Source organism: Dielma fastidiosa (genome assembly GCF_003475485.1).
In the GTDB taxonomy this organism is placed as follows: Bacteria; Bacillota_I; Bacilli_A; order Erysipelotrichales; family Erysipelotrichaceae; genus Dielma; species Dielma fastidiosa.
Genome location: NZ_QRQL01000002.1, coordinates 49,733 through 70,049, shown reverse-complemented (window position 1 = coordinate 70,049; position 20,317 = coordinate 49,733). Strand labels below are relative to the sequence as shown.

The window sequence follows — 20,317 nt, the reverse complement described above, 5'->3', positions numbered from 1 at the left end:
AACTATATTCAGCAATAAAAAACCGTCCTTCTCAATAGGACGGCTGCGGTTACTTAATCATTGAACGGATACTGGCATAAAGCATAGGTTTGATTTCAAGCAGTTCAAATGGTTTTTTTACAATGATAGAGGCATAGGCAACACTGGATACCAATTCAAAGATTACATATAATGTAGCAATGGCTTCTTTTTCAGTGTAATTTTTATTTGTCATAATTAGTTCGATATATTCTTTCATCATGATTTGAATCGAAAAGTTCTGATGATTTTTCATATCAGTTAGGATATCATCCCATGATAAATGATTGCGGACGACTTCAAGGATGTTCTGGTTCTGTTTGAAATAGTCAAGAATACAGTCTACCATGACAATGAATTGATCTAGTTTGTTATCCAGCTGCAGATAGTTTGCGTGGGATAGGGCATCCATTAAAATATCACCGCTTTTTTTCATGATAATGCGGTTCAGCAGCTGTGTCTTATCTTCAAAATAGAGATAAAAGGTGCCTTTTGCGACACCGGCCTTTTTTACGATTTGATCGATTGAGGTTTTATCAAAGGTGTTATTCATAAATAGTTCATAACCGGATTCCTCCAGTTTTTCTTTTTTTAACCGCTTATTGCGTTCTACTTTACTTTCAGCCATAGATACCTCCTGAAATGCTTCTGATGATATTTTACACTATTATTGATAATTAATCAAAAAACTGACTAATTTGATAATAAAGTTTCGATGATCAGCTGGCCAAAAAGCGTATAACACCTGCTTGTAAACGCTGACATTTAGTGCTATACTTTGTTTAGATAGATATCTATGTCATGTGACTGTTAAATCAGGCAGGGCTCAATGCAACAGTGAAAGCTGTTGGTGTTGTTCCTGCTTTTTTTGTTTCTGGCCAGACGAAAAAGCAATTTAATGTGTTTCTCTAAAAGAGAATGAAAGGAGAATAATGAAACTCAAAAAGTTGTTGCTGATATTGATTGCGTTTGGATTATGTGCTTGTTCATCACCTGTTTTACCTGATGAGGAGGCAGCTCAGCCAGTGGTAATATATTTGGTAAGGCATGGCAAAACATGGTTTAACACGACCGGACAGGTTCAAGGCTGGAGTGATACACCGCTGACTGAGGAGGGGCAGCTTCAGGCTGATGCCGTCGGCATTGGATTAAAAGATGTTGAATTTGTTGCTGCTTATACCAGTGATCTTGGCAGAGTGCGGGAAACGGCTGCAAGGATATTAGCCGAAAACACTCATGATACACCTGAATTATTCGAATTGACAGGTCTTCGGGAGTGGAATTTCGGAGGTTATGAGGGAAGAAATGATGCGGAAATGTGGGGTGCATTATTTGATACCCATGGACTTGGTGAGTTTAATCCTGCATTAATGGGTGAATTATTGGGAAGTATGACGAATCAGGAGCTCGCAGATGAAATTGCTGCTAATGATGAGCTTCATGCTGCTGAAACCTATGATGAGATAGCTTCTCGAACAGAAACGGCAATCAATCAGATTATTGAAGAGTGTAAGGCATTAGGCGGCGGTAATGTTTTAGTAGTATCCTCGGGTGGTGCGATACGTACAATTTTAAATAATATTGATCCTGAACGAACACAGCTGGATGATGTTAAGAACTGCAGTGTCACACAAATAATTATCGAAGGTGATCATATTACTTTAGCTGATATCAGTAATACAAGTTATCTTGAAACAGGCTTAGAAGCTTTAAATAAATAAGCAATGAAAGGAGATTTTTATGGATTATACATCAGTAGCAAAACAGATTCTGACACATATCGGCGGTGCTGAGAATATTATCAATCTTGGCAATTGCGCGACGCGCTTAAGAATCAATTTAAAGGATAATGGAAAAGTTGAGATGGAAGCGCTGAAACAGATTAAAGGGGTTGTCGGCGCGGTGCTGAATCCCGGTCAGCTTCAGGTAATCATCGGTCCGGATGTTGGTAATGTCTGCAAGACAATGCGTCAAATCGGCAATTTAAAAAATGAGAATGCAGCCGAAGAAGATGGTAAAAAACCGATTGTATCAAGGATATTAGATACTATTTCAGGCATATTTACACCTATTTTGCCAGCAATTGTGGCGGCTGGTATGATGCAGGCGGTAATCGCTCTGCTTACTAATTTCACAAGCATTGATGCTGGTGGCAGCACCATGGTGATTTTTAATGTAATAGCGAATGCGGCATTTTATTTCCTGCCGGTAATGATTGCTTTTTCGGCGGCTAAGAAATTTAACTGCAATCCTTTTATGGCTGTATTTTTGGCTGGTATTCTGCTGCATCCAGATCTGATTAATTTACTTGCTCAAGAAACTGCGGCAGATTTCTTTGGCATTCCTGTTATCTCAGCTTCCTATGCTTCTTCAGTTATTCCAATTATCTTGGGTGTCTGGCTGATGAGCTATGTGGAAAAGCTTGCAGATCGGGTTTCGCCGAATTGTCTTAAATTTTTAATGAAGCCATTATTAACGATTATTATTACGGCACCAATCACGCTGATCGTGTTGGGCCCATTGGGATCGATTCTTGGTGGTTATCTCGCGCAATTTATTCAATTCTTAAATGGTAAAGCAGGTTGGCTGGTAATTACCTTCATGGGATGTTTTACACCATTTATTGTTATGACCGGCATGCATTATTCATTATTCCCATTAGTATTTCAGTCACTGGCTACCTTCGGTTATGAAACAATCATGTCAGTGGGGTCATTACCTTCTAATATGGCACAAGGCGCAGCTTGTTTTGCGGTAGCATTAAAAACCAAAAATTCGGAAATGCGTCAGATTGCGTTATCAGCGGGTGTTACCGCAGTATTGGGTATCACTGAACCAGCTTTATATGGCGTTACTTTAAAACTAAAACGGCCTTTAGCGGCGGTTATGGCAGGCGGTGCTGCCGGTGGTTTGTATGCTGGTTTAGTCTCTTTGAAAGCCTTTGGTTTTGTAACACCGGGACTGACAGCTTTTCCGGTATACATTGGTCCAAATAACAATCTGCTTAATTTTGGTATCTGTTGTGTCATTGCCTTTGCGGTAGCTTTTGCACTGACCTGGATCTTAGGATTTGAAGATGATGTAGCTGCGCCGATTATACAAAGCAATGAAAATAAGCTAAACAAAAAAGCGGTTTATGCACCAGTCAGCGGACAAATAATTGAATTGAAGGCTTTAGATGATAAACTGGCAGCTAAAGGATTAATTGGTAAAGGAACAGCCATTCAGTTTGAAGATAAATATATCTATGCGCCGATTGATGGAACAGTGACAGCGGTTTTCCCTGAATCAAATGAATTAATTATGAAAGGTAAAGAGGGGATTGAGCTTTTAATCCATCTGCAGCAGCCGCAGGGCATGGAAATGTTGGCCGCGCTGAATCAGGAAGTGAAAAAGGGTGATCAGTTAGCTCAGCTTGCTGATTCACTGAGTGAACCGGCAATTATATCTGTATTGGTAAGTAATTCAGACGCCTATCTTGATGTGCTGGCAACGGCACAGGACCAAGTTACGATGGGTGATATTATATTGAATATTGTTTAGGAGCTGCTTATGATAAAATATCCATGTATGTGGGGCGCCGCTATTTCCGCAGGTCAATGTGAAGGCGGCAGCCATAAAGGAAACAAAGGTTATTCAATCGGCGATACTCAGCCGAATGAGCGTGAACGCTGTTTTAAACGTTATCCGCTGCCTGATGAGCATACATATTATGCGATGCAAAAAGGCGTGGAATTTTATGAGTATTATGAAGAAGATATTCAATTGCTTAAAGAACTTGGTGTGCAATGTTTCCGTATGTCAATCGCATGGAGCCGGATTTTTCCGCATGGTGATGATGAGGAACCTAACGAAGAAGGATTGGCTTTTTATGATCGTATCTTTGACTTGCTGGTGCAAGGCGGAATTGAGCCAATTGTGACACTTTCACATCTTGAAATACCTTACGCGCTTTTTGAGAAATACGATGGCTGGGAAAATAAGCATTGGATCGATGCCTATACACGTTATGCTAAGACATGTTTTTCCCGTTATTCAGATCGCGTACATTTATGGATTACCTTTAATGAAATAAATATGGCACTCTATTTGCCGCTGTCAGTGGGCGTTGGTGTTGACCGCAGTGAGCATAAGGAAGAGTGCTGCTGGCAGGCGGTGCATAATATGCTGGTTGCGAATGCTAAGGCTATACAGCTGGCCAAAGCCATAAATGCGCGCAATGAGGTAGGGGCAATGATTGCTTATTCACCAGTCTATCCTATGACCTGTCAACCTGAAGATGTATTGAAAGCTGATGAAATACGCAGTAATGCGCTGACCATTGCCGATGTTCTTGTGCATGGCGCTTATTCTGACATTGCCTTGAATCGTTTTGAAAAGGCAGGAATTGATCTAAAAATGAGTGAAGAAGAACAGATGCTGCTGTCAAAACAGCGTGTGGATTTTCTGGCAACTTCCTATTATAATTCAATTGTCGCAAGCAGTGATGATGCTGCAGCCAAAGCATCAGGTAACTTATTTGGCGGGGTGAAGAATCCTTATCTAACAGAAAGTGAATGGGGCTGGACCATTGATCCGCTCGGAATTCGCATCTGTCTAAAAGAGCTGTATGATCGCTACAACCTTCCTTTAATGATTGTGGAAAATGGTTTAGGGGCTATAGATGAGGTTGTCGATGGACAAATTCATGATGAGTATAGAATTGCTTATCTGCGTGAGCATATTAATGAAGTATTAAAAGCCATTGATGAAGGAATCAATCTAAAAGCTTATACAATGTGGAGCTTTCTTGATTTGGTTTCAGCCAGCAGCGGTGAAATGAAGAAACGATATGGATTGGTATATGTTGATCTTGATGATGAAGGTAAGGGAACTTTAAAGCGAATACCTAAAGACAGCTTTAAATGGTATCAAAAATTTTTAAAGAAACAGCGTATTTAAAAGTGAGGTGATAAGATGAAAATCGTTAAAATATTAAATAATTGTGTGGTGCTGGCAGAAGCAAATGGACAGGAATATGTCGTTATGGGTAATGCTCTTGGCTTTCATTATAAAAAAGGACAGGAGCTGCTTGAATCTGATATTGATAAGATTTTTGTCTTATCGGCTCATGAGGAAGTTACCCAGCTGCAGCAGCTGCTTACTGAAATCAGTGAGGATATTCTGTTTATAACATTACATTTGATTGAGCGGGCAAAAACTGAACTGCAGTGTGAATTTAATGCCAGTCTTGCATTGGCATTGATGGATCATCTGAATTATGCGTTCAAAAGATTTGAAGAAGGCATGAAAACAAGTAATGCTCTCTATTTTGAAATACAGAAGTTTTATCCTAAAGAATTTACCCTTGGTGAATATGCGCTTGCATATATTGAAGAACAAAAAGGGATACGTTTATGGCCGCAGGAAGCGGCAAATATTGCGCTTCATTTTGTGAATGCCCAGAATAATGCCGGCAGTATGCAGGATACACTTGTTTCTATTGATATGATTCGTGATATTCTTCGGCTGATTCAGCTGCATTATAAAATTACCTTTGATGTCAGTGATCTTAATTATCATCGATTGGTAACTCATCTGTCATATTTTATACAGCGTATGCTGCAGAATAAAGGCTATCAGGAGGAGGACGATTTCCTATATCAAAGTGTGATTGTCAAATATCCGAAGGAGATGGAGTGCGCATTAAAAATTGCGGAATATATTCGCGTCACGCTTGGCTGTGAGGCTACGCTTGATGAACTTGCATATTTGAGTATTCATCTGCATAGAGTGCTGCAGAGAAAAGAATAAATGCTCATAATACACTGTTATCTTTTAAGGCTATTTGATCCTGATATTGCTTTAGCGCATTTGCATAAAGTGATTTTTCTGACTGTTGATGATGAGCTTCAATAAGTATAATGACAACATCAATCAATAAAATAATCAATGCAAGAAGCCAAGGGGAATCATACCACTTTAACCAGTAGAAAAGCAGACATTCAAACGTCAGCACCGGCAGGATAAACAGCATATGACGAAATAGATAGCGGGTTTTAATCAGCATTTTCTCTTGAAAACAGAAGCTTTCATAAAGTGCAATACAAAGACTGATCAGCAGGATAGCAATCAGCATGGTACTGGTAATTTGATAGGTTTCTTGATGAAAAATCAAATCAGAGAATAGTAATCCGATAAAATGCAGTGCGAAATTTCTTAATGTATGATCAAAAACACATTTTCTGACCTCAGTATTTTTATAGATTGTAAACATAATCTGCCTCCTAAAGTGATAAACGCTTTCTTAACTCAGGCACATATTGCCTGGAAACAATTAAATATTCGCCATTGATTAAACGAAGCTTAAGCCGCCGGCCCATTTCCGGAATGATTTCACTAACCTTTGACAATGATAAAATTGTAGTTTTGCTGATGCGGATGAACCCGGCATCATTATATAAAGCCTCCAGTTCATATAGTTTTTTCTTAGTCTGACAAGTCAATGCATTTGTGTAAAAGAAGGTTTTGCCATCAACACTTTCAAAATAAAGAATTTCATTGATGTGAACCCGTTGATGCCGCTCATTCAGCCAGCCACCAACATTTTGTTCATAAGCAGTGAGATAGGCATAGAGTTCATTTACTTCTTGATTGACAGTCGGACACAGCAGATTGATCTGGAGGTCTTTTCTGTTGGATTCGAGTATAATTTCAATTTTCATGTGGTTTCTCCTTGGCTGAATTCATAGTAGCAGATTCATCTGAATAATGACAAGTTTTCATTGATAAGCAGTACAATTTAGATATCTAAGCGGTCAGTCCTGTTTTTATGAAAAAAATTAAAAAAATGATTGACAATGTTTTTTATTGATGATATATTTATTGAGCATTCGGTATTGAAAAATATCGAATTTAATATACATGGGGTTTTAGCTCAGCTGGGAGAGCGCCTGCCTTGCACGCAGGAGGTCAACGGTTCGATCCCGTTAAGCTCCACCATATTAAAAAGTAATGTCTAAGAAAAGTTCTTAGACATTTTTTATTTTCCGGTACGAATTTAGATAAAGTTATACAAATTCCTTTAAAAAGCATTGCTTAATAAATCAACCTTGCGTTGGTGTGCAATATACTGGTAGTTTTTCTTTGATTATACTTGTTTCTGGTGTAATACATACTCTTTTGGAGATACACCATAAAACTCTCGAAAAGCTTTATAAAAATTACTGCTGTTACTATATCCCAACATCAAGGCAATTTCTTCATTTGTCAAATTCGTCCCATTCAAAAGAATGGAAGCTCTTTCCATGCGCTGCTCAAGTAAAATTTCTGAGAAAGACTTACCGATTTCACGATGTAGTAAAGTTGAAATATAATTTGGATGATAAGAGAAACGCTTGGCGATATCTTTAAGTGTTACTGTGTCGAAATGTTCCCCTATAAAATTTATAATTTTATCTGAAAGACTCTCACTGATGAATTTTTGATTAACTAATGCATATTGCCGTGCAATCTGCATCAGAAATGATAATACCAAAGGCTTGAGTATTTGTTGTGAATCATCCTGCCGGTTTGCGAATTCAATTACCATCATTTCTAATAAAGTCCTTATATTGCAATCATCCTCAATCTTAAAATGAATGTATTCATCAGAAAATTGGTTTGTAGCAGGATCTAACAGGAAATGAAAAAAATGAGAATTAGCGGACAGCATAGGTAAAAAAGATCGAAAGAAAGTCTCTTTTTGAATCAATACACCAATAATTATTGTTTCTTTGTTATCATGGACGCAAAGGGCATGGCCGGCAAAGGGCTGACCGGCATAGATTTCTCCCTCTTTGATCGTTATACGATTATCATATTTGTAGCTGAGGGAATCATACTCTCCCATATAGGTATAATTGAAATAGAAAAAATCATGTCGATGAAACAATTCCTGTATGCCATTACTTTTATGTACGCAAATCAATATTTTATCTTCTGGATTGCCGGGCCAACGATACATTTTTTCTGATGGAGTACCTACGGGGGATTCATGATAAGTCCAATCCAATGTTAAAAATTGATTTTGAAGAGCTTCAATCGCAGCGCATAATTCCTTTTTACTCATTTTCTTCGTTCTCCAATGTCCACCCGAAATCATTATGATAGATCATTTGTTTTGTCATACCACCATCAATGCAGATATTCTCGGCAGTAATAAAACCCGCTTTATCTGAACAGAGAAACAAAACCATATTTGCTATATCAAGAGGATAACCAACTCGATGCACAGGGTGCTGTAAAGCATCAGGACCGGTATATTGAACTGATGATGTATCAATCCAACCGGGAGAAATCGAATTTACTCTAACTTTTCCAGCAAGACTTACAGCCAATGCGTGAGTTAGGGCAGAAATACCACCCTTAGCTGCTGTGTAACTTTCTGTGTTTGGCTGGCTCATGCGGTCACGGGAAGAGGATATATTGATAATACATGCATTAGGAGCAAAGTATGGTAAAAATAGTTTTGCTAAGTAAAAGGGTGCAGTGACGCCTACGCGCAGTGCATAATTAAATTCATCATAGGTACATGTATCAATACCTTTCATTAACGGAAGGGCATTATTGATTAAATAATCGATATGTCCATAGTCAGCGATTACTTTCTCTGAAAAACGAACAAGGGTATTTTCATCAGCAAGATCACCTGTAAAATAACCGCCGGGCTGTTTATCTATAATGCATACAACCGCACCTTCTTTTTGAAATTGTTTTGCTATGCATTTGCCAATCCCTTGCATACCGCCGGTAATGACAACAATTTTATTATGGAACATATCCGCTGCCTCCTTCATTTATTTTAACTTCATTATAGCAATGGATATTAGAAAAAGCCAGTGATGTTGTTAAGTTTTAGCGCTGCTTTGTCAGTCGCTTTTATTTATAATCAGATCATTAAGTTTAGGAGGTGTTTTATGAAATCTAAAACATTAAACAGTGAAAACACTGTCTTTTACCGAAAGCTGTTATCCCTCGTATTGCCAATTGCATTTCAACAGTTTATGTTAGCAGCTGTTAGTGCATCAGATGCATTGATGCTTGGCTTTGTTAATCAGGATTCACTTTCAGCAGTATCTCTGGCCGGTCAGATAACATTTGTATTCAATCTTTTTATGGGTGGCTTGACAATGGGAACAAGTATTTTAGCAGCACAATATTATGGTAAAAATGATATGAATTCAATTGAAAAAATATTTGCTTATGTTACAAAAGTATCGTTTTTAATCTCTTCAGCATTTTTCCTGATTTCTTTTTTTGCTCCGGAAATGCTGATGCGGATTTTCACACAGGAGCCACAATTAATAGCGGGTGGTGTCGTATATCTGCGACTTGTTGCAGTATCTTATATATTTACTGGAATATCACAAATTTATCTCTGCATATTGAAAAATACCGGTTTTGCTGTAAAAAGTATGGTTATTGGATCAACTTCTGTGATTATCAACATTTTCTTTAATGCAGCACTTATTTTTGGCTTGTATCTTTTCCCTGAAATGGGTATCGCCGGTGCCGCTCTTGCAACTTCTATATCAAAATTTATTGAATTGATATGGGCATTTGCTGAATCCTTGCGTAAGAAGCATGCGCGGCTTCATCTAAGACTGTGTTTTTCTGCAAATAAGCAATTAGTAAAAGATTATTGGCGATACAGTTTACCAATGCTGAGTGATTATCTTGTTTGGGGTGTTGGCTTTACAATGTATTCGGTTATTATGGGTCATTTGGGTAATGACGCAGTTGCTGCTAACTCGATTGCCAATATTGTAAAGAATTTAATTGTAAGCTTTTGTACAGGGCTTGCTAATGGCGGCGGTATCATTGTCGGCAATGAGCTCGGTATGGGAAATTTGCAGCAAGCAAAAAAATACGGCGGCATTCTTTGGAAAATGGCGGTAATCAGTGGTATTATATCGGGTTTGCTGTTAGTTGCCATTTCGCCATTGATTATACATGTGACAGTCTTAAGTCCGCAAGCAACTGATTATTTAAAATGGATGCTTTTGTTTTGTGCTTGTTACATGATTGCTAAATCAATAAATATGATGACAATTGCTGGTGTATTTCCCGCTGGCGGTGATTCTAAATTTGGTTTGATATGTGATACTGTCACGATGTGGGCATTTGCTGTTCCGGCAGGATTCTTAGCAGCTTTTTATTTTCAACTGCCCGTAGTCATTGTATTTCTTATCATCAATCTTGACGAGGTAGTGAAAGTTCCGGCTGCTATTCTACATTATAAAAAATATGGCTGGCTGAAAAATATCACAAGAGAGGAAACAATTTTGGTGATTGAGTAGCGAGGTATATTTGAAGCGACATGAAATAAAATGCGCTGCTGATCATATAAATAAAGCTTTTATCTGTGTGTGAATTGGCTATTCTGTCAATCAGCATTAAAAATGATATAATGAATAAGAAATAAAATAACTGGGCAGGTGACGCATAATGGGTGTACAAAAGGAAAATGAATTAATTAAAAATAAGATTCCTAACAAAATTCAAGTACGGAATGCTAGGGTGCATAATTTGAAAAATATTGATGTGGATATACCATTAAATCAGATTGTTGGTATTGCTGGCGTATCAGGTTCTGGGAAATCTTCGCTGGCACTGGGTGTTTTGTATGCGGAAGGTTCAAGACGCTATCTTGATGCTCTTTCAACTTATACTCGCCGCCGTATGACACAGGCAGCCAAGGCACAGGTAGATGAGGTACTTTATATTCCAGCAGCATTGGCATTACATCAGCGGCCGGGTGTACCAGGTATTCGCAGTACATTTGGGACTGGAACTGAACTTTTAAATAATCTGCGTCTGATGTTTTCACGACTTGCTAATCATTGCTGCCCCAATGGACACTATTTGCAGCCATCATTGGCAGTTGCGGCTGGGCAGGAGCTAGTCTGTCCCGAATGTAATCAGCGTTTTTTTGGTCTTTCGGCTGAAGAACTATCTTTTAACAGTCAGGGAGCTTGCCGTACCTGCGGCGGCACAGGTATTGTGCGTACAGTTGATCAAGAAACCCTTGTTCCTGATGAATCTTTGAGCATTGATGAGGGGGCGGTTGCACCTTGGAATACTTTAATGTGGTCGCTGATGACTGATGTATGCCGTGCAATGGGAGTTCGTACTGATGTCCCATTTAACCAATTAACTGAAAAGGAGCGCGATATAGTTTTTCACGGTCCAGCAATAAAAAAACATATTTTCTATAAACCTAAGAATGGCAGTAATCAAGCAGGGGAATTGGATTTCACTTATTTCAATGCTAATTATACGGTGGAGAATGCCCTTGCCAAAGTAAAAGATGAAAAGGGCATGAAGCGCGTAGAAAAGTTTTTAAAACAGGGAGTCTGTCCAGATTGCGGCGGTTCTCGGCTTTCAGCAGCGGCAAGAAAGCCTAAGCTGATGGGTATTTCCCTGGATGAAGCCTGTAAGATGACGCTTGATCAATTAGTATTATGGGTTGCTGAGGTGCCGCTATCATTGCCAAAGGAAATGCAGTCGATGGCTGAATCAATCTGCGAATCATTTCAGTCAGCGGCGAAACGACTGATAGATTTGGGTTTGGGATATCTTAGCCTTGACCGTGCGGCCGCAACACTTTCTACCGGCGAGCGGCAGCGGATGCAATTAGCACGGGCTGTTCGCAATCGTACTACAGGAGTTTTATATGTACTTGATGAACCATCGATTGGTCTGCACCCTTCAAATATTGTAGGACTTTCAGGTGTTATGCATGATTTGCTGGCCGATGGGAATTCCATTGTGCTAGTGGACCATGATACACAAATTTTGTCGGAAGCTGATTGGCTTGTGGAAATGGGGCCAGAAGCTGGTGCTGATGGCGGTCAGGTGATTGCGCAAGGAAAGATTTCAGAGATAAAAAAGAATCCTGCTTCTCAAATTGGACCATTTCTTTCAAATGAATATATACGGATAAGAAAAAGGACAGCACTCAATCATATCTTTGATTTTGGAAAAATTCATTTATTAACAGATACAATACATACCGTAAAGCCATTAACAGTTGATATTCCACAAGGCAGACTTACAGTCATAACCGGTGTGTCTGGATCTGGCAAAACAACCTTGATACTGGAAAGCTTGCTGCCTGGTTTGGAAGCTGTTATTGCAGGGAAAAGACTTCCTAAGCATGTAAAGGAAATTTCAGCAAAGCAGATACATCAAGTTAAGTTAATTGATGCGACACCAATTGGTATCAATGTACGCTCGACGGTAGCTACCTACGTCAATGTGCATGATGAATTGCGCAAGATTTACGCAAGAACATCAGATGCTAAAGCCTTGCAGTACAAGGCTGGTGATTTTTCATATAACACAGGTAAGCTTCGCTGTCCAATTTGCGATGGTACTGGAAGTATCAGTTTGGATGTGCAGTTTCTTCCAGATGTAGAAATACCATGCCCAGAGTGCAGAGGGTCGAGATATGCAAGGCAAGCAGAACAGATTAAGCGTGTAAATAAGGCTGGAAAAGCATACTCTTTGTCAGAAATAATGGCTATGGATGTGAAGCAGGCATTGACGGCATGTGAGGATATAAAAACAGTGAGCCAGCGGCTGCAGATTTTACAGGATTTAGGACTCGGTTATCTTACGCTTGGCGAAGCAACACCTAGCTTGTCCGGAGGTGAAGCTCAACGATTAAAGCTAGCATCAGAAATGGGCAGGCAGCAGTCTGGAACGGTATTTGTTTTTGACGAACCAACCATCGGACTGCATCCGCTTGATGTCCGGGTTTTATTGTCAGTGTTTGATCGTTTGGTAGAAGCTGGTGCTACGGTTCTTGTCATTGAACATGATTTAGATATTATTTCCAATGCTGATTATATTATTGATATGGGACCAGGAGGAGGCATGGCAGGTGGTTGTATAGTTGCGGTTGGAACACCTGAGGAAGTTGCTGCTAATCCAAAAAGTATTACGGGGAAATACTTAAATAATCGAAAAAGGTAATGAAGAAATGTCAGCATTTAGCTGTGATGTTACTGCTATAGAGATGTATTGTCTATATTTACTTGAAAAATTTCATAATGGCAATATGCTGATATTAACCTGTATGAAATATAAATAACACATTTAAACTGTCAGTCAGCTAATATAATAAAGATATTGTTCCAGCAGTCAAATTTATTGTGTGTTTATCTAATGGTAATTTTATGAATCAAAGTCATACCGCTGTCCGCAAAAGGAAGACGGTATTTTTTTTGATGCTGCTACATGTTAAGTACTGAAACATAATGTGAGAATTTACCACCATATTTATTAAGATTTAGCGCTGAATATGTGAACACAGAATCTTATACTTTAACTAAAGTTAATAAACTTTAGGAGGAATTATTATGAATAACTTTACTTTTAACATGCCAACTCATGTGCTTTTTGGATTTGGACAGCTGAATCATCTGCATGAAGAAAAGCTGCCGGGTAAAAAAACATTAATTGTTACTTCGAATGGACAATCTGTAAAGAAATACGGTTATCTATCACGGCTGCAGAAGGAACTAACGGCTGCTGGTGTGGAGTATGTTCTATTTGATCAGATTCGCCTGAATCCAACCCGCAAAAATGTTATGGATGGCGCACAAGCAGTCAAAGATAACAGCTGTGATTTCGTAGTTGCTTTAGGCGGCGGTTCAGTCATGGATTGCAGTAAGTGTATCGCGTTAATGGCTGTAAATCCAGGGGATATCTGGGATTACAGTTTAAGTAAAAATGGCGGTAAGAAGATTGCTGAGTTTGAGGCTTTGCCTATCGTATGTATTACTACTTCTGCTGGAACCGGCAGTGAAGTAGATATTGCCGCTGTTATCTCTGATGATGAATTAAAGGAAAAAACAGGTATTTTCTTCCCGTCTATGTTTCCAACACTCTCTATTGTAGATGCTGAATTGATGATGAGTGTGCCGCCAGCGCTGACTGCTTATCAGGGAATGGATACATTTTTTCATGCTTCTGAAAGTGTAATTAATAAAAATGAACATCCGATGGGTGAAATGTTTGCGCTCAAGGCAATTGAATTAGTTGCTAAATATCTGCCCATTGCATATAAGGATGGAAGTAATAAAGAAGCGCGTGAAAATATGGCACTAGCTAATTCGCTTGCTGCTTACTATATGCTTTGTACTTCAGCTCATACTATTGAACATGTTATGGGAAGCTTTCATGAAAATCTAATTCATGGTGCCGGTCTGATTATGACGGCTCATGCATATTATGATTTCTTTGCTGAAAGAAAAGCCGCTGAAGAATCAATGATAAAGATGGCAAAGGCTATGGGTGTTGAGAATCCTTCCTCTGGAAAAGATTTTATTAAGGCATTGGATGCATTAATTGCTGCTGTTGGCTGTGATGATCTTAAAATGAGCGATGCAGGTATTACAAAAGAAGAATTGTCATTTTATCCGCAGAAAATTCATGAAGTGCTTGGCGGTGATATTACGGCTGATCCGTTGCCATTAACAGATAGTGATTATTTAGAAATCTATTTAAAATCTTATCGGTAAGGTGACAGCTCTTGGATGATAAATTGAAACAGGCAGGTCATGCATATGGAAAAGGCTATACTTGTTCGCAAGCGGTATTTTGTGCATATGCTCAAGATATGGGAATTGATGAATTAACAGCATGCAGAATTATGGAAGGCTTCGGTGGAGGCATGGGCGGTATGCAGGAGGTTTGTGGTGCGCTTACTGCTGCTACTGCCATCATTAGCTATTATTCCAGTAAAGGAGTGCCTGACCATGGTGTAACACGGCAAAAAGTTTATGACAAAGTCTGTCAAGCTGCGAAAATTTTTCGAAAAGAATATGGCGGCATAACTTGCCGGGAAATACTTCATGACGAATGTCCGAAAGCATTTCAGTGCGGGATGAAGGTAAAAGATGCAGTATTAATTATCAATCAAATTCTTAACAATTCTTTGAAAGAAAATGATTAGAGGGGATAGGAGTATGATAAGGACTAGCTGTCATTTTGATAATGACAGTGTCCGCCTGTGTATTACTAGGAGGAGTGAGCTTGACATACGGAAATACAAAAATAATGGATATGACAATAGGCAGTCCAGTTAGATTGATTTTAGCTTTTGCGATACCGTTGTTTATTGGCAATGTTTTTCAACAAATTTATAATGTGGCAGATACAATGATAGCAGGATACAATATCGGCGATGCTGCAATTGCGGCAATTGGTGCTACAAGCTCCTTATTTTCATTACTTATGAATTTTGCTTCAGGTTTGAATAGCGGATATGGTATCGTAGTGGCTCGTGCATTCGGAGCCAAGAATCAAGAGAAATTAAAACGATCAATTGCATCAATGGTGATATTGAATTTGGCTATTACTTTAATGATAACGTCATTTTCACTATGTTTTTTAACACCCTTAATGAAATTGATGAATATACCAGATAGTATATTTTCAGATGCTTATGCTTATATAGCAATCATTATCGCTGGTATGCTGGCAACAATTATTTATAATATGCTGGCAGGTATCATGAGAGCAGTTGGAAATAGCAAAACACCGCTTTATTTTTTGATTATATCCTGTGCCATTAATCTTAGTCTTGACTGCTTGTTCATTATTGGTTTTAGCTGGGGTGTAGAAGGTGCAGCTTTGGCAACAGTAATTGCAGAAAGTCTCAGCGCAATTTTTTCTGGTATTTATGTGCTTTGTAAATACCATGAAATACTTCTCAGCCGACAACATTTTTATTTAGAAATACCACTGCTTAAAGAAATGGCAGCAACTGGCTTTGCGATGGCGTTCATGCTGTGCGTAGTGGATATTGGTTCAGTTCTTTATCAGCGAGCGATTAACGGACTTGGTGAAATGCTGATAGTGGCTCATACATCAGCTAGAAAGATTATCGGTATTATGATGATGCCGTTAGCATCTATTGCCACTGCATATTCAACCTTTGCCAGTCAGAATTGGGGTGCCGGTAAAACAAGACGTATCCATCAGGCTCTGAAAAAGGTGATGGCTATGGAAATAGGCTGGGGCTTGCTTTCATGTTTTATTGTTTTATTACTAGGTTCAACGACTATACGAATGCTGACTGGTACTGCCGATAATTATATAATTGATAATGCAGTACTTAGTTTAAATTTTCATTTTGTATGTTTTCCGGCATTGGGAGTATTGCTGGCACTTAGGACAAGTTTACAGGCAATAGGACGCAAATTATTACCCATTATATCAAGTTCCTTAGAATTAATTGTAAAACTGATTGCAGGAATATGGCTGATTCCTAGATGGGGTTATTGGTCTGTTTGTTTGACTGAACCGATTATCTGGGTTTCTTGTGCGCTTTTCTTAATTATTGTGTTTTTGATACAAAAGCCCTTTAACATTAAGGAGGAATTAAATGACAGAACTTGAAAAATTAGAAGCAGGCATGGAATATGATTTTTGGGATGCAAAGATAGATGGCAGAAAGCTGCATGCGTTAAAATGGTGTCAAGCATTGAACGCAATCCCTATGCAAGAAAATGAAGAACGGACGGCAGTCATCAACACCTTATTTGGTTCTGCCGGGGAAAATGCCACGGTTTTACCTGTATTTAACTGTGACTGCGGCAGAAATATACATGTGGGAAAGAATTTTCTGGCAAATTATAATGTGACCATTTTGGATGTTGCTCCCGTTAATATTGGTGATTATGTGATGATAGGGCCAAACACATTGATCACTACGGTAAATCATCCGCTTTCACCGCTTGGCCGCCGCCGTCATCTTGGCATTGCCAAGCCAGTCAATATTGGCAGCGATGTATGGATCGGCGGTAATGTTACAATTTTACCGGGTGTTACTATAGGCAGTAATGTCGTAATAGCCGCTGGAGCTGTTGTTACAAAGGATATACCAGATAATTGTCTAGCTGCAGGTATTCCAGCTTCCATTATTAAGCAGTTAGAAAATGATATTTAGGATAGGATAATGGGTCAAACTATAAAAATGCCCAAATTAAGGTTTAGTATGATTGTATTGCTTGAACTTCTGAAGGAAGCAACAGCTAAATTTGATCAGCAATAGGAGGAAATTAAAATGGGAAAAATTACTGATTCATTTATTTTGCAAAATAGTTATCCGATTCCATGTGTTGGATTTGGCACATGGCAGACACCCAATGGTGATACAGCGATTCAAGCTGTTAAAACAGCGATTGATGCGGGTTACAGACATATTGACACAGCTGTCGTTTACGGTAATGAAATCAGTATTGGTCAAGGTATCAAAGCGTCTGGAATCGATAGAGAAGCATTATTTATTACAAGTAAACTATGGAATACTGAAAGGGGCTACACAAAAACATTGGCCGCTTTTGAAAAAACACTGACTGATCTTCAATTGAATTATCTGGATTTATATCTTATTCATTGGCCGGCTTCTGAATCAAAATATTTTGATTGGGAACAAATCAATTTGGATACATGGCGGGCAATGACTGAACTTTATAAAGCAGGCCGCATTAAAGCAATAGGGGTATCGAATTTTATGCCGCATCATTTAAAAGCATTACTGGAAACAGAGATTGCACCAATGGTTAATCAGATTGAGTTTCACCCAGGTCACATGCAGGCAGAAACGGTTGCTTATTGTCAAAGTAAGAATATTTTGGTGGAAGCATGGAGTCCGCTTGGCACCGGGCGAGTACTTAAAAATGAAATGTTGCAAAAAATTGCTGCAAAGTACAATAAGTCAACAGCTCAGCTATGCATTCGCTGGTGTCTGCAAAACAATGTGCTTCCGCTTCCTAAATCGATTACCCCAGCTCGCATTATTGAAAATTCACAAGTGTTTGATTTTGTAATAACCGATGAGGATATGGAATTGATTAATAGAATGCCGCCATTTGGAGCCTCTGGGAAGCATCCAGATCAAGTTGATTTCTAATCGTAGGGTTAGATCTTGATTCGATTTATATTATAAGTAGTTAGAGTTAAATTAATAGATTATTTTAAGGTCATATTTTTTACTAAATTAATTTCTATTGTAATTAGATGGCTATATGATTTAGATTTTGATTGTGTGCCAATTCTACCCCATAATTTCACATGTTTAAAAGTATGCAATTTTCTAGCTTTGGTGTAAAATATCTTTATGCTATTAGTGAGGAGCGGATATTGTGAATCAAAGAGTCTTAATCATTGTAAACCCCCATGCCGGTAAGGGCATGATTAAACGTTATCTGTGCGATGTCATTGATCTTTTTGTCAAGCATCAGTGGCAGGTTTCGGTCGTAACGACTCAGGCTAAAGGGGAAGCGACACAGCTTGCCAGTGATGCGGCCCTGCATTATGATTTGCTTGTCTGCAGCGGTGGTGACGGCACATTAAATGAAGTTGTCAGCGGTTTGGTAAAGGATGAACGCCATATACCGATTGGTTATCTGCCGGCAGGCACAACCAATGATTTTGCTTCATCATTGCAGATACCAAAAAACAATCTGCCGGCGGCTGCCCAGCAAATTATCGATGGAAAGGGCTTTTTGTGTGACGTAGGTCATTTTAATGATCGGATTTTCATGTATGTAGCCGCCTTTGGCGCGTTTACAGAGGTTTCCTATTCTACCCCACAGGATTTTAAAAATAACTTTGGCCGTGCTGCTTATATCCTTGAAGGCATCAAAAGCCTGACCAACATTGTCACCTATCATTTGAAAGTGGAATGTGAAAATGAATTGATCGAGGGTGATTTTATCTATGGTCAAATCAGTAATTCTACTTCCGTCGGCGGGTTTCAGGCGATGTCCTTAAAAGATGTGCAGCTGGATGACGGTCTGTTTGAATTGCTGCTTGTCCACCGGCCGAATAATCTGCTTGATTTACAGACAATTATCGCCGCCCTGCTGACTCAGGATGAAAACTCCAGCTGGCTGGTTCACCGCAAATTATCAAAGGTAAAAATCACCTGTGAAACACCAGTGCCATGGACACTTGATGGTGAATTTGGCGGAAATCATCAAACGATGGTAATCAGAAATCTGCCAAAAGCCGTTGAATTTATTGTGCGCAATGAGGAGCAGCCTTTGGTATGAATCAGCCGCAGTCATTGAATTCACGGTTTCTGGTATTAACCGCTCTGCTTCAGATAGCGAATGAGCTGGATGCCTGCGGTAACGCGTATTTTACTGAATTAACCTTTAAACAATGGTATTTTATGCTGGTGGTTACCCATTTGTTTGAAAAACCGCCGACCTTACGGGCAGCGGCTGATGCATTGGGTACTTCACATCAAAACGCGAAGCAAATTGCTGTTAAGCTTCAGGAAAAGAACTATCTAAAAATTGAGAAGGATAAAAGTGATTCACGGTCACTGCGTCTGATTCCCACACGAAAATATCAGATTGCATCCCGGCAATGGCTTGAAAAAGACCGTGAGTTTGCGCTGACAATATTTAAAGATGTTTCTTTGGAAGAACTGACAACATTATATACAGCCTGTGCTAAAATAGAAAAAAATCTAAAGGCACTGCAGGCGGATAAATGATAAATAGCATCAAAATCATAGGCTCCATATTAGACTGTGCAAAGAATAAGTCTGATATGGGGCTTTTCTACGGTTATATGGATAAGCACAGGGGTGAGGTAATGCAAAGCGTGTGAAGCTGTATTATAATAAATTTATAAGATTCAGTATTAGAATAGTTCGGCAATGAGCGAAAAGGCATGGGATGGAGGGAGAAAATCATGAAGAATAAATTCAAATTATTTGTTGCGATTTCTTGCTGCGGCATCGCATTGCTGCTCTATGACAGTGTGAGACATGAAAGGCCGGCAGAAAGCCCATCAGTAATTGCCAAGCAGTTTCATGTTGAATGGCAAACTGATGATTTTAAACTGAATCAAACCCATCATTATTACAGTATTCTTTTCCCATCTAAGAAAACATACGTGATGTTTGGCATTTACCCTAACAATGATAAGGTCTATATGCAAGTATGCAAAAGTACAAAGGGTTATGACATATTAAAATTCAATAATAAGTATTGGAACAGTATTGATAAAGTAATAAACACTGTCTATCATGAACTGCCACTGACAATAAAACTAAAGAAAGATTTTTCTGTTAATGTGCCAGTCATGATTGCGACAGCATCTTTAGTCAATCAAGGGGTTTATGTAAGGGTGCTTTATATTGACACAAACGATGTAGATGGGGAATTGACAGATAAGAATCCAACAATTTCTAAAATAATTCGATTTTTAGATCGCACACTTATATTAAATGAATAATTCATCATAA

At 38.9% G+C, this 20,317-nt stretch carries 19 protein-coding genes and 1 tRNA gene; 15 read left to right on the top strand and 5 right to left on the bottom strand.

Annotation, left to right across the window (positions count from 1 at the left end):
• Nucleotides 1-49 precede the first annotated feature (49 nt).
• On the bottom strand, nucleotides 50-646 hold the full coding sequence (locus DWZ33_RS04940) for a TetR/AcrR family transcriptional regulator (protein ID WP_022936963.1): 597 nt from the start codon (nucleotides 644-646) through the stop codon (nucleotides 50-52).
• A 304-nt stretch (nucleotides 647-950) separates the two neighbouring features.
• Here DWZ33_RS04940 and DWZ33_RS04935 point away from each other — a divergent pair, with 304 nt between their 5' ends.
• The 4 genes from DWZ33_RS04935 to DWZ33_RS04920 are packed head-to-tail and all read left to right on the top strand — an operon-like array spanning nucleotide 951 to nucleotide 5,811.
• Complete coding sequence (locus DWZ33_RS04935; protein WP_118453999.1) at nucleotides 951-1,739, top strand: histidine phosphatase family protein; 789 nt, start codon at nucleotides 951-953, stop codon at nucleotides 1,737-1,739.
• A gap of 19 nt (nucleotides 1,740-1,758) precedes the next feature.
• On the top strand, nucleotides 1,759-3,561 hold the full coding sequence (locus DWZ33_RS04930; protein WP_118453998.1) for a PTS transporter subunit EIIC: 1,803 nt from the start codon (nucleotides 1,759-1,761) through the stop codon (nucleotides 3,559-3,561).
• A 9-nt stretch (nucleotides 3,562-3,570) separates the two neighbouring features.
• Nucleotides 3,571-4,959, top strand: coding sequence for a glycoside hydrolase family 1 protein (locus tag DWZ33_RS04925; RefSeq protein WP_118453997.1), 1,389 nt, complete (start codon nucleotides 3,571-3,573; stop codon nucleotides 4,957-4,959).
• Nucleotides 4,960-4,974: 15 nt separating this feature from the next.
• Nucleotides 4,975-5,811, top strand: a complete 837-nt coding sequence (locus tag DWZ33_RS04920) for a PRD domain-containing protein (RefSeq protein ID WP_118453996.1) — start codon at nucleotides 4,975-4,977, stop codon at nucleotides 5,809-5,811.
• Between the two features lie 4 nt (nucleotides 5,812-5,815).
• Here the strand turns inward: DWZ33_RS04920 and DWZ33_RS04915 are convergent, their stop codons facing one another.
• A complete protein-coding gene (locus DWZ33_RS04915) occupies nucleotides 5,816-6,274 on the bottom strand; it encodes a hypothetical protein (protein ID WP_118453995.1) in 459 nt (152 codons plus the stop codon).
• A gap of 10 nt (nucleotides 6,275-6,284) precedes the next feature.
• Complete coding sequence (locus tag DWZ33_RS04910) at nucleotides 6,285-6,722, bottom strand: LytTR family DNA-binding domain-containing protein (RefSeq protein ID WP_118453994.1); 438 nt, start codon at nucleotides 6,720-6,722, stop codon at nucleotides 6,285-6,287.
• Nucleotides 6,723-6,923: 201 nt separating this feature from the next.
• Here DWZ33_RS04910 and DWZ33_RS04905 point away from each other — a divergent pair.
• A tRNA-Ala gene (locus DWZ33_RS04905) sits at nucleotides 6,924-6,999 on the top strand.
• Between the two features lie 148 nt (nucleotides 7,000-7,147).
• Here the strand turns inward: DWZ33_RS04905 and DWZ33_RS04900 are convergent.
• The gene (locus tag DWZ33_RS04900; RefSeq protein ID WP_022936962.1) at nucleotides 7,148-8,107 is read right to left on the bottom strand and encodes a helix-turn-helix transcriptional regulator; all 960 of its coding nucleotides are present in this window, start codon (nucleotides 8,105-8,107) and stop codon (nucleotides 7,148-7,150) included.
• The gene (locus DWZ33_RS04895) at nucleotides 8,100-8,816 is read right to left on the bottom strand and encodes an SDR family oxidoreductase (RefSeq protein WP_118453993.1); all 717 of its coding nucleotides are present in this window, start codon (nucleotides 8,814-8,816) and stop codon (nucleotides 8,100-8,102) included. Before DWZ33_RS04895 ends, DWZ33_RS04900 begins: the two co-directional genes overlap by 8 nt.
• 63 nt (nucleotides 8,817-8,879) lie before the next feature.
• Here DWZ33_RS04895 and DWZ33_RS04890 point away from each other — a divergent pair, with 63 nt between their 5' ends.
• The 10 genes from DWZ33_RS04890 (at nucleotide 8,880) to DWZ33_RS04845 (ending at nucleotide 20,307) form a co-directional block, all read left to right on the top strand.
• Nucleotides 8,880-10,337, top strand: a complete 1,458-nt coding sequence (locus DWZ33_RS04890) for an MATE family efflux transporter (protein WP_338067199.1) — start codon at nucleotides 8,880-8,882, stop codon at nucleotides 10,335-10,337.
• Nucleotides 10,338-10,485: 148 nt separating this feature from the next.
• A complete protein-coding gene (locus tag DWZ33_RS04885; RefSeq protein WP_118453991.1) occupies nucleotides 10,486-13,017 on the top strand; it encodes an excinuclease ABC subunit UvrA in 2,532 nt (843 codons plus the stop codon).
• 386 nt (nucleotides 13,018-13,403) lie between these two features.
• A complete protein-coding gene (locus tag DWZ33_RS04880) occupies nucleotides 13,404-14,567 on the top strand; it encodes an iron-containing alcohol dehydrogenase (protein WP_118453990.1) in 1,164 nt (387 codons plus the stop codon).
• 11 nt (nucleotides 14,568-14,578) lie between these two features.
• Complete coding sequence (locus DWZ33_RS04875; protein ID WP_118453989.1) at nucleotides 14,579-15,001, top strand: C-GCAxxG-C-C family protein; 423 nt, start codon at nucleotides 14,579-14,581, stop codon at nucleotides 14,999-15,001.
• An 80-nt stretch (nucleotides 15,002-15,081) separates the two neighbouring features.
• Complete coding sequence (locus tag DWZ33_RS04870) at nucleotides 15,082-16,449, top strand: MATE family efflux transporter (RefSeq protein ID WP_182425530.1); 1,368 nt, start codon at nucleotides 15,082-15,084, stop codon at nucleotides 16,447-16,449.
• Nucleotides 16,436-16,999: a sugar O-acetyltransferase gene (locus DWZ33_RS04865; RefSeq protein WP_022936953.1), complete on the top strand. Its 564-nt coding sequence runs from the start codon at nucleotides 16,436-16,438 to the stop codon at nucleotides 16,997-16,999. The genes DWZ33_RS04870 and DWZ33_RS04865 overlap by 14 nt, the downstream gene beginning before the upstream one ends.
• A 117-nt stretch (nucleotides 17,000-17,116) precedes the next feature.
• Nucleotides 17,117-17,965 carry an aldo/keto reductase gene (locus tag DWZ33_RS04860; protein WP_118453987.1) on the top strand — a complete coding sequence of 283 codons (849 nt, stop codon included), beginning with the start codon at nucleotides 17,117-17,119 and terminating at the stop codon, nucleotides 17,963-17,965.
• 232 nt (nucleotides 17,966-18,197) lie between these two features.
• The gene (locus DWZ33_RS04855; protein ID WP_220452399.1) at nucleotides 18,198-19,109 is read left to right on the top strand and encodes a diacylglycerol/lipid kinase family protein; all 912 of its coding nucleotides are present in this window, start codon (nucleotides 18,198-18,200) and stop codon (nucleotides 19,107-19,109) included.
• Nucleotides 19,106-19,561, top strand: a complete 456-nt coding sequence (locus tag DWZ33_RS04850) for a MarR family winged helix-turn-helix transcriptional regulator (protein ID WP_118453985.1) — start codon at nucleotides 19,106-19,108, stop codon at nucleotides 19,559-19,561. Before DWZ33_RS04855 ends, DWZ33_RS04850 begins: the two co-directional genes overlap by 4 nt.
• A 200-nt stretch (nucleotides 19,562-19,761) precedes the next feature.
• Nucleotides 19,762-20,307: a hypothetical protein gene (locus DWZ33_RS04845; protein ID WP_118453984.1), complete on the top strand. Its 546-nt coding sequence runs from the start codon at nucleotides 19,762-19,764 to the stop codon at nucleotides 20,305-20,307.
• Nucleotides 20,308-20,317 lie beyond the last annotated feature (10 nt).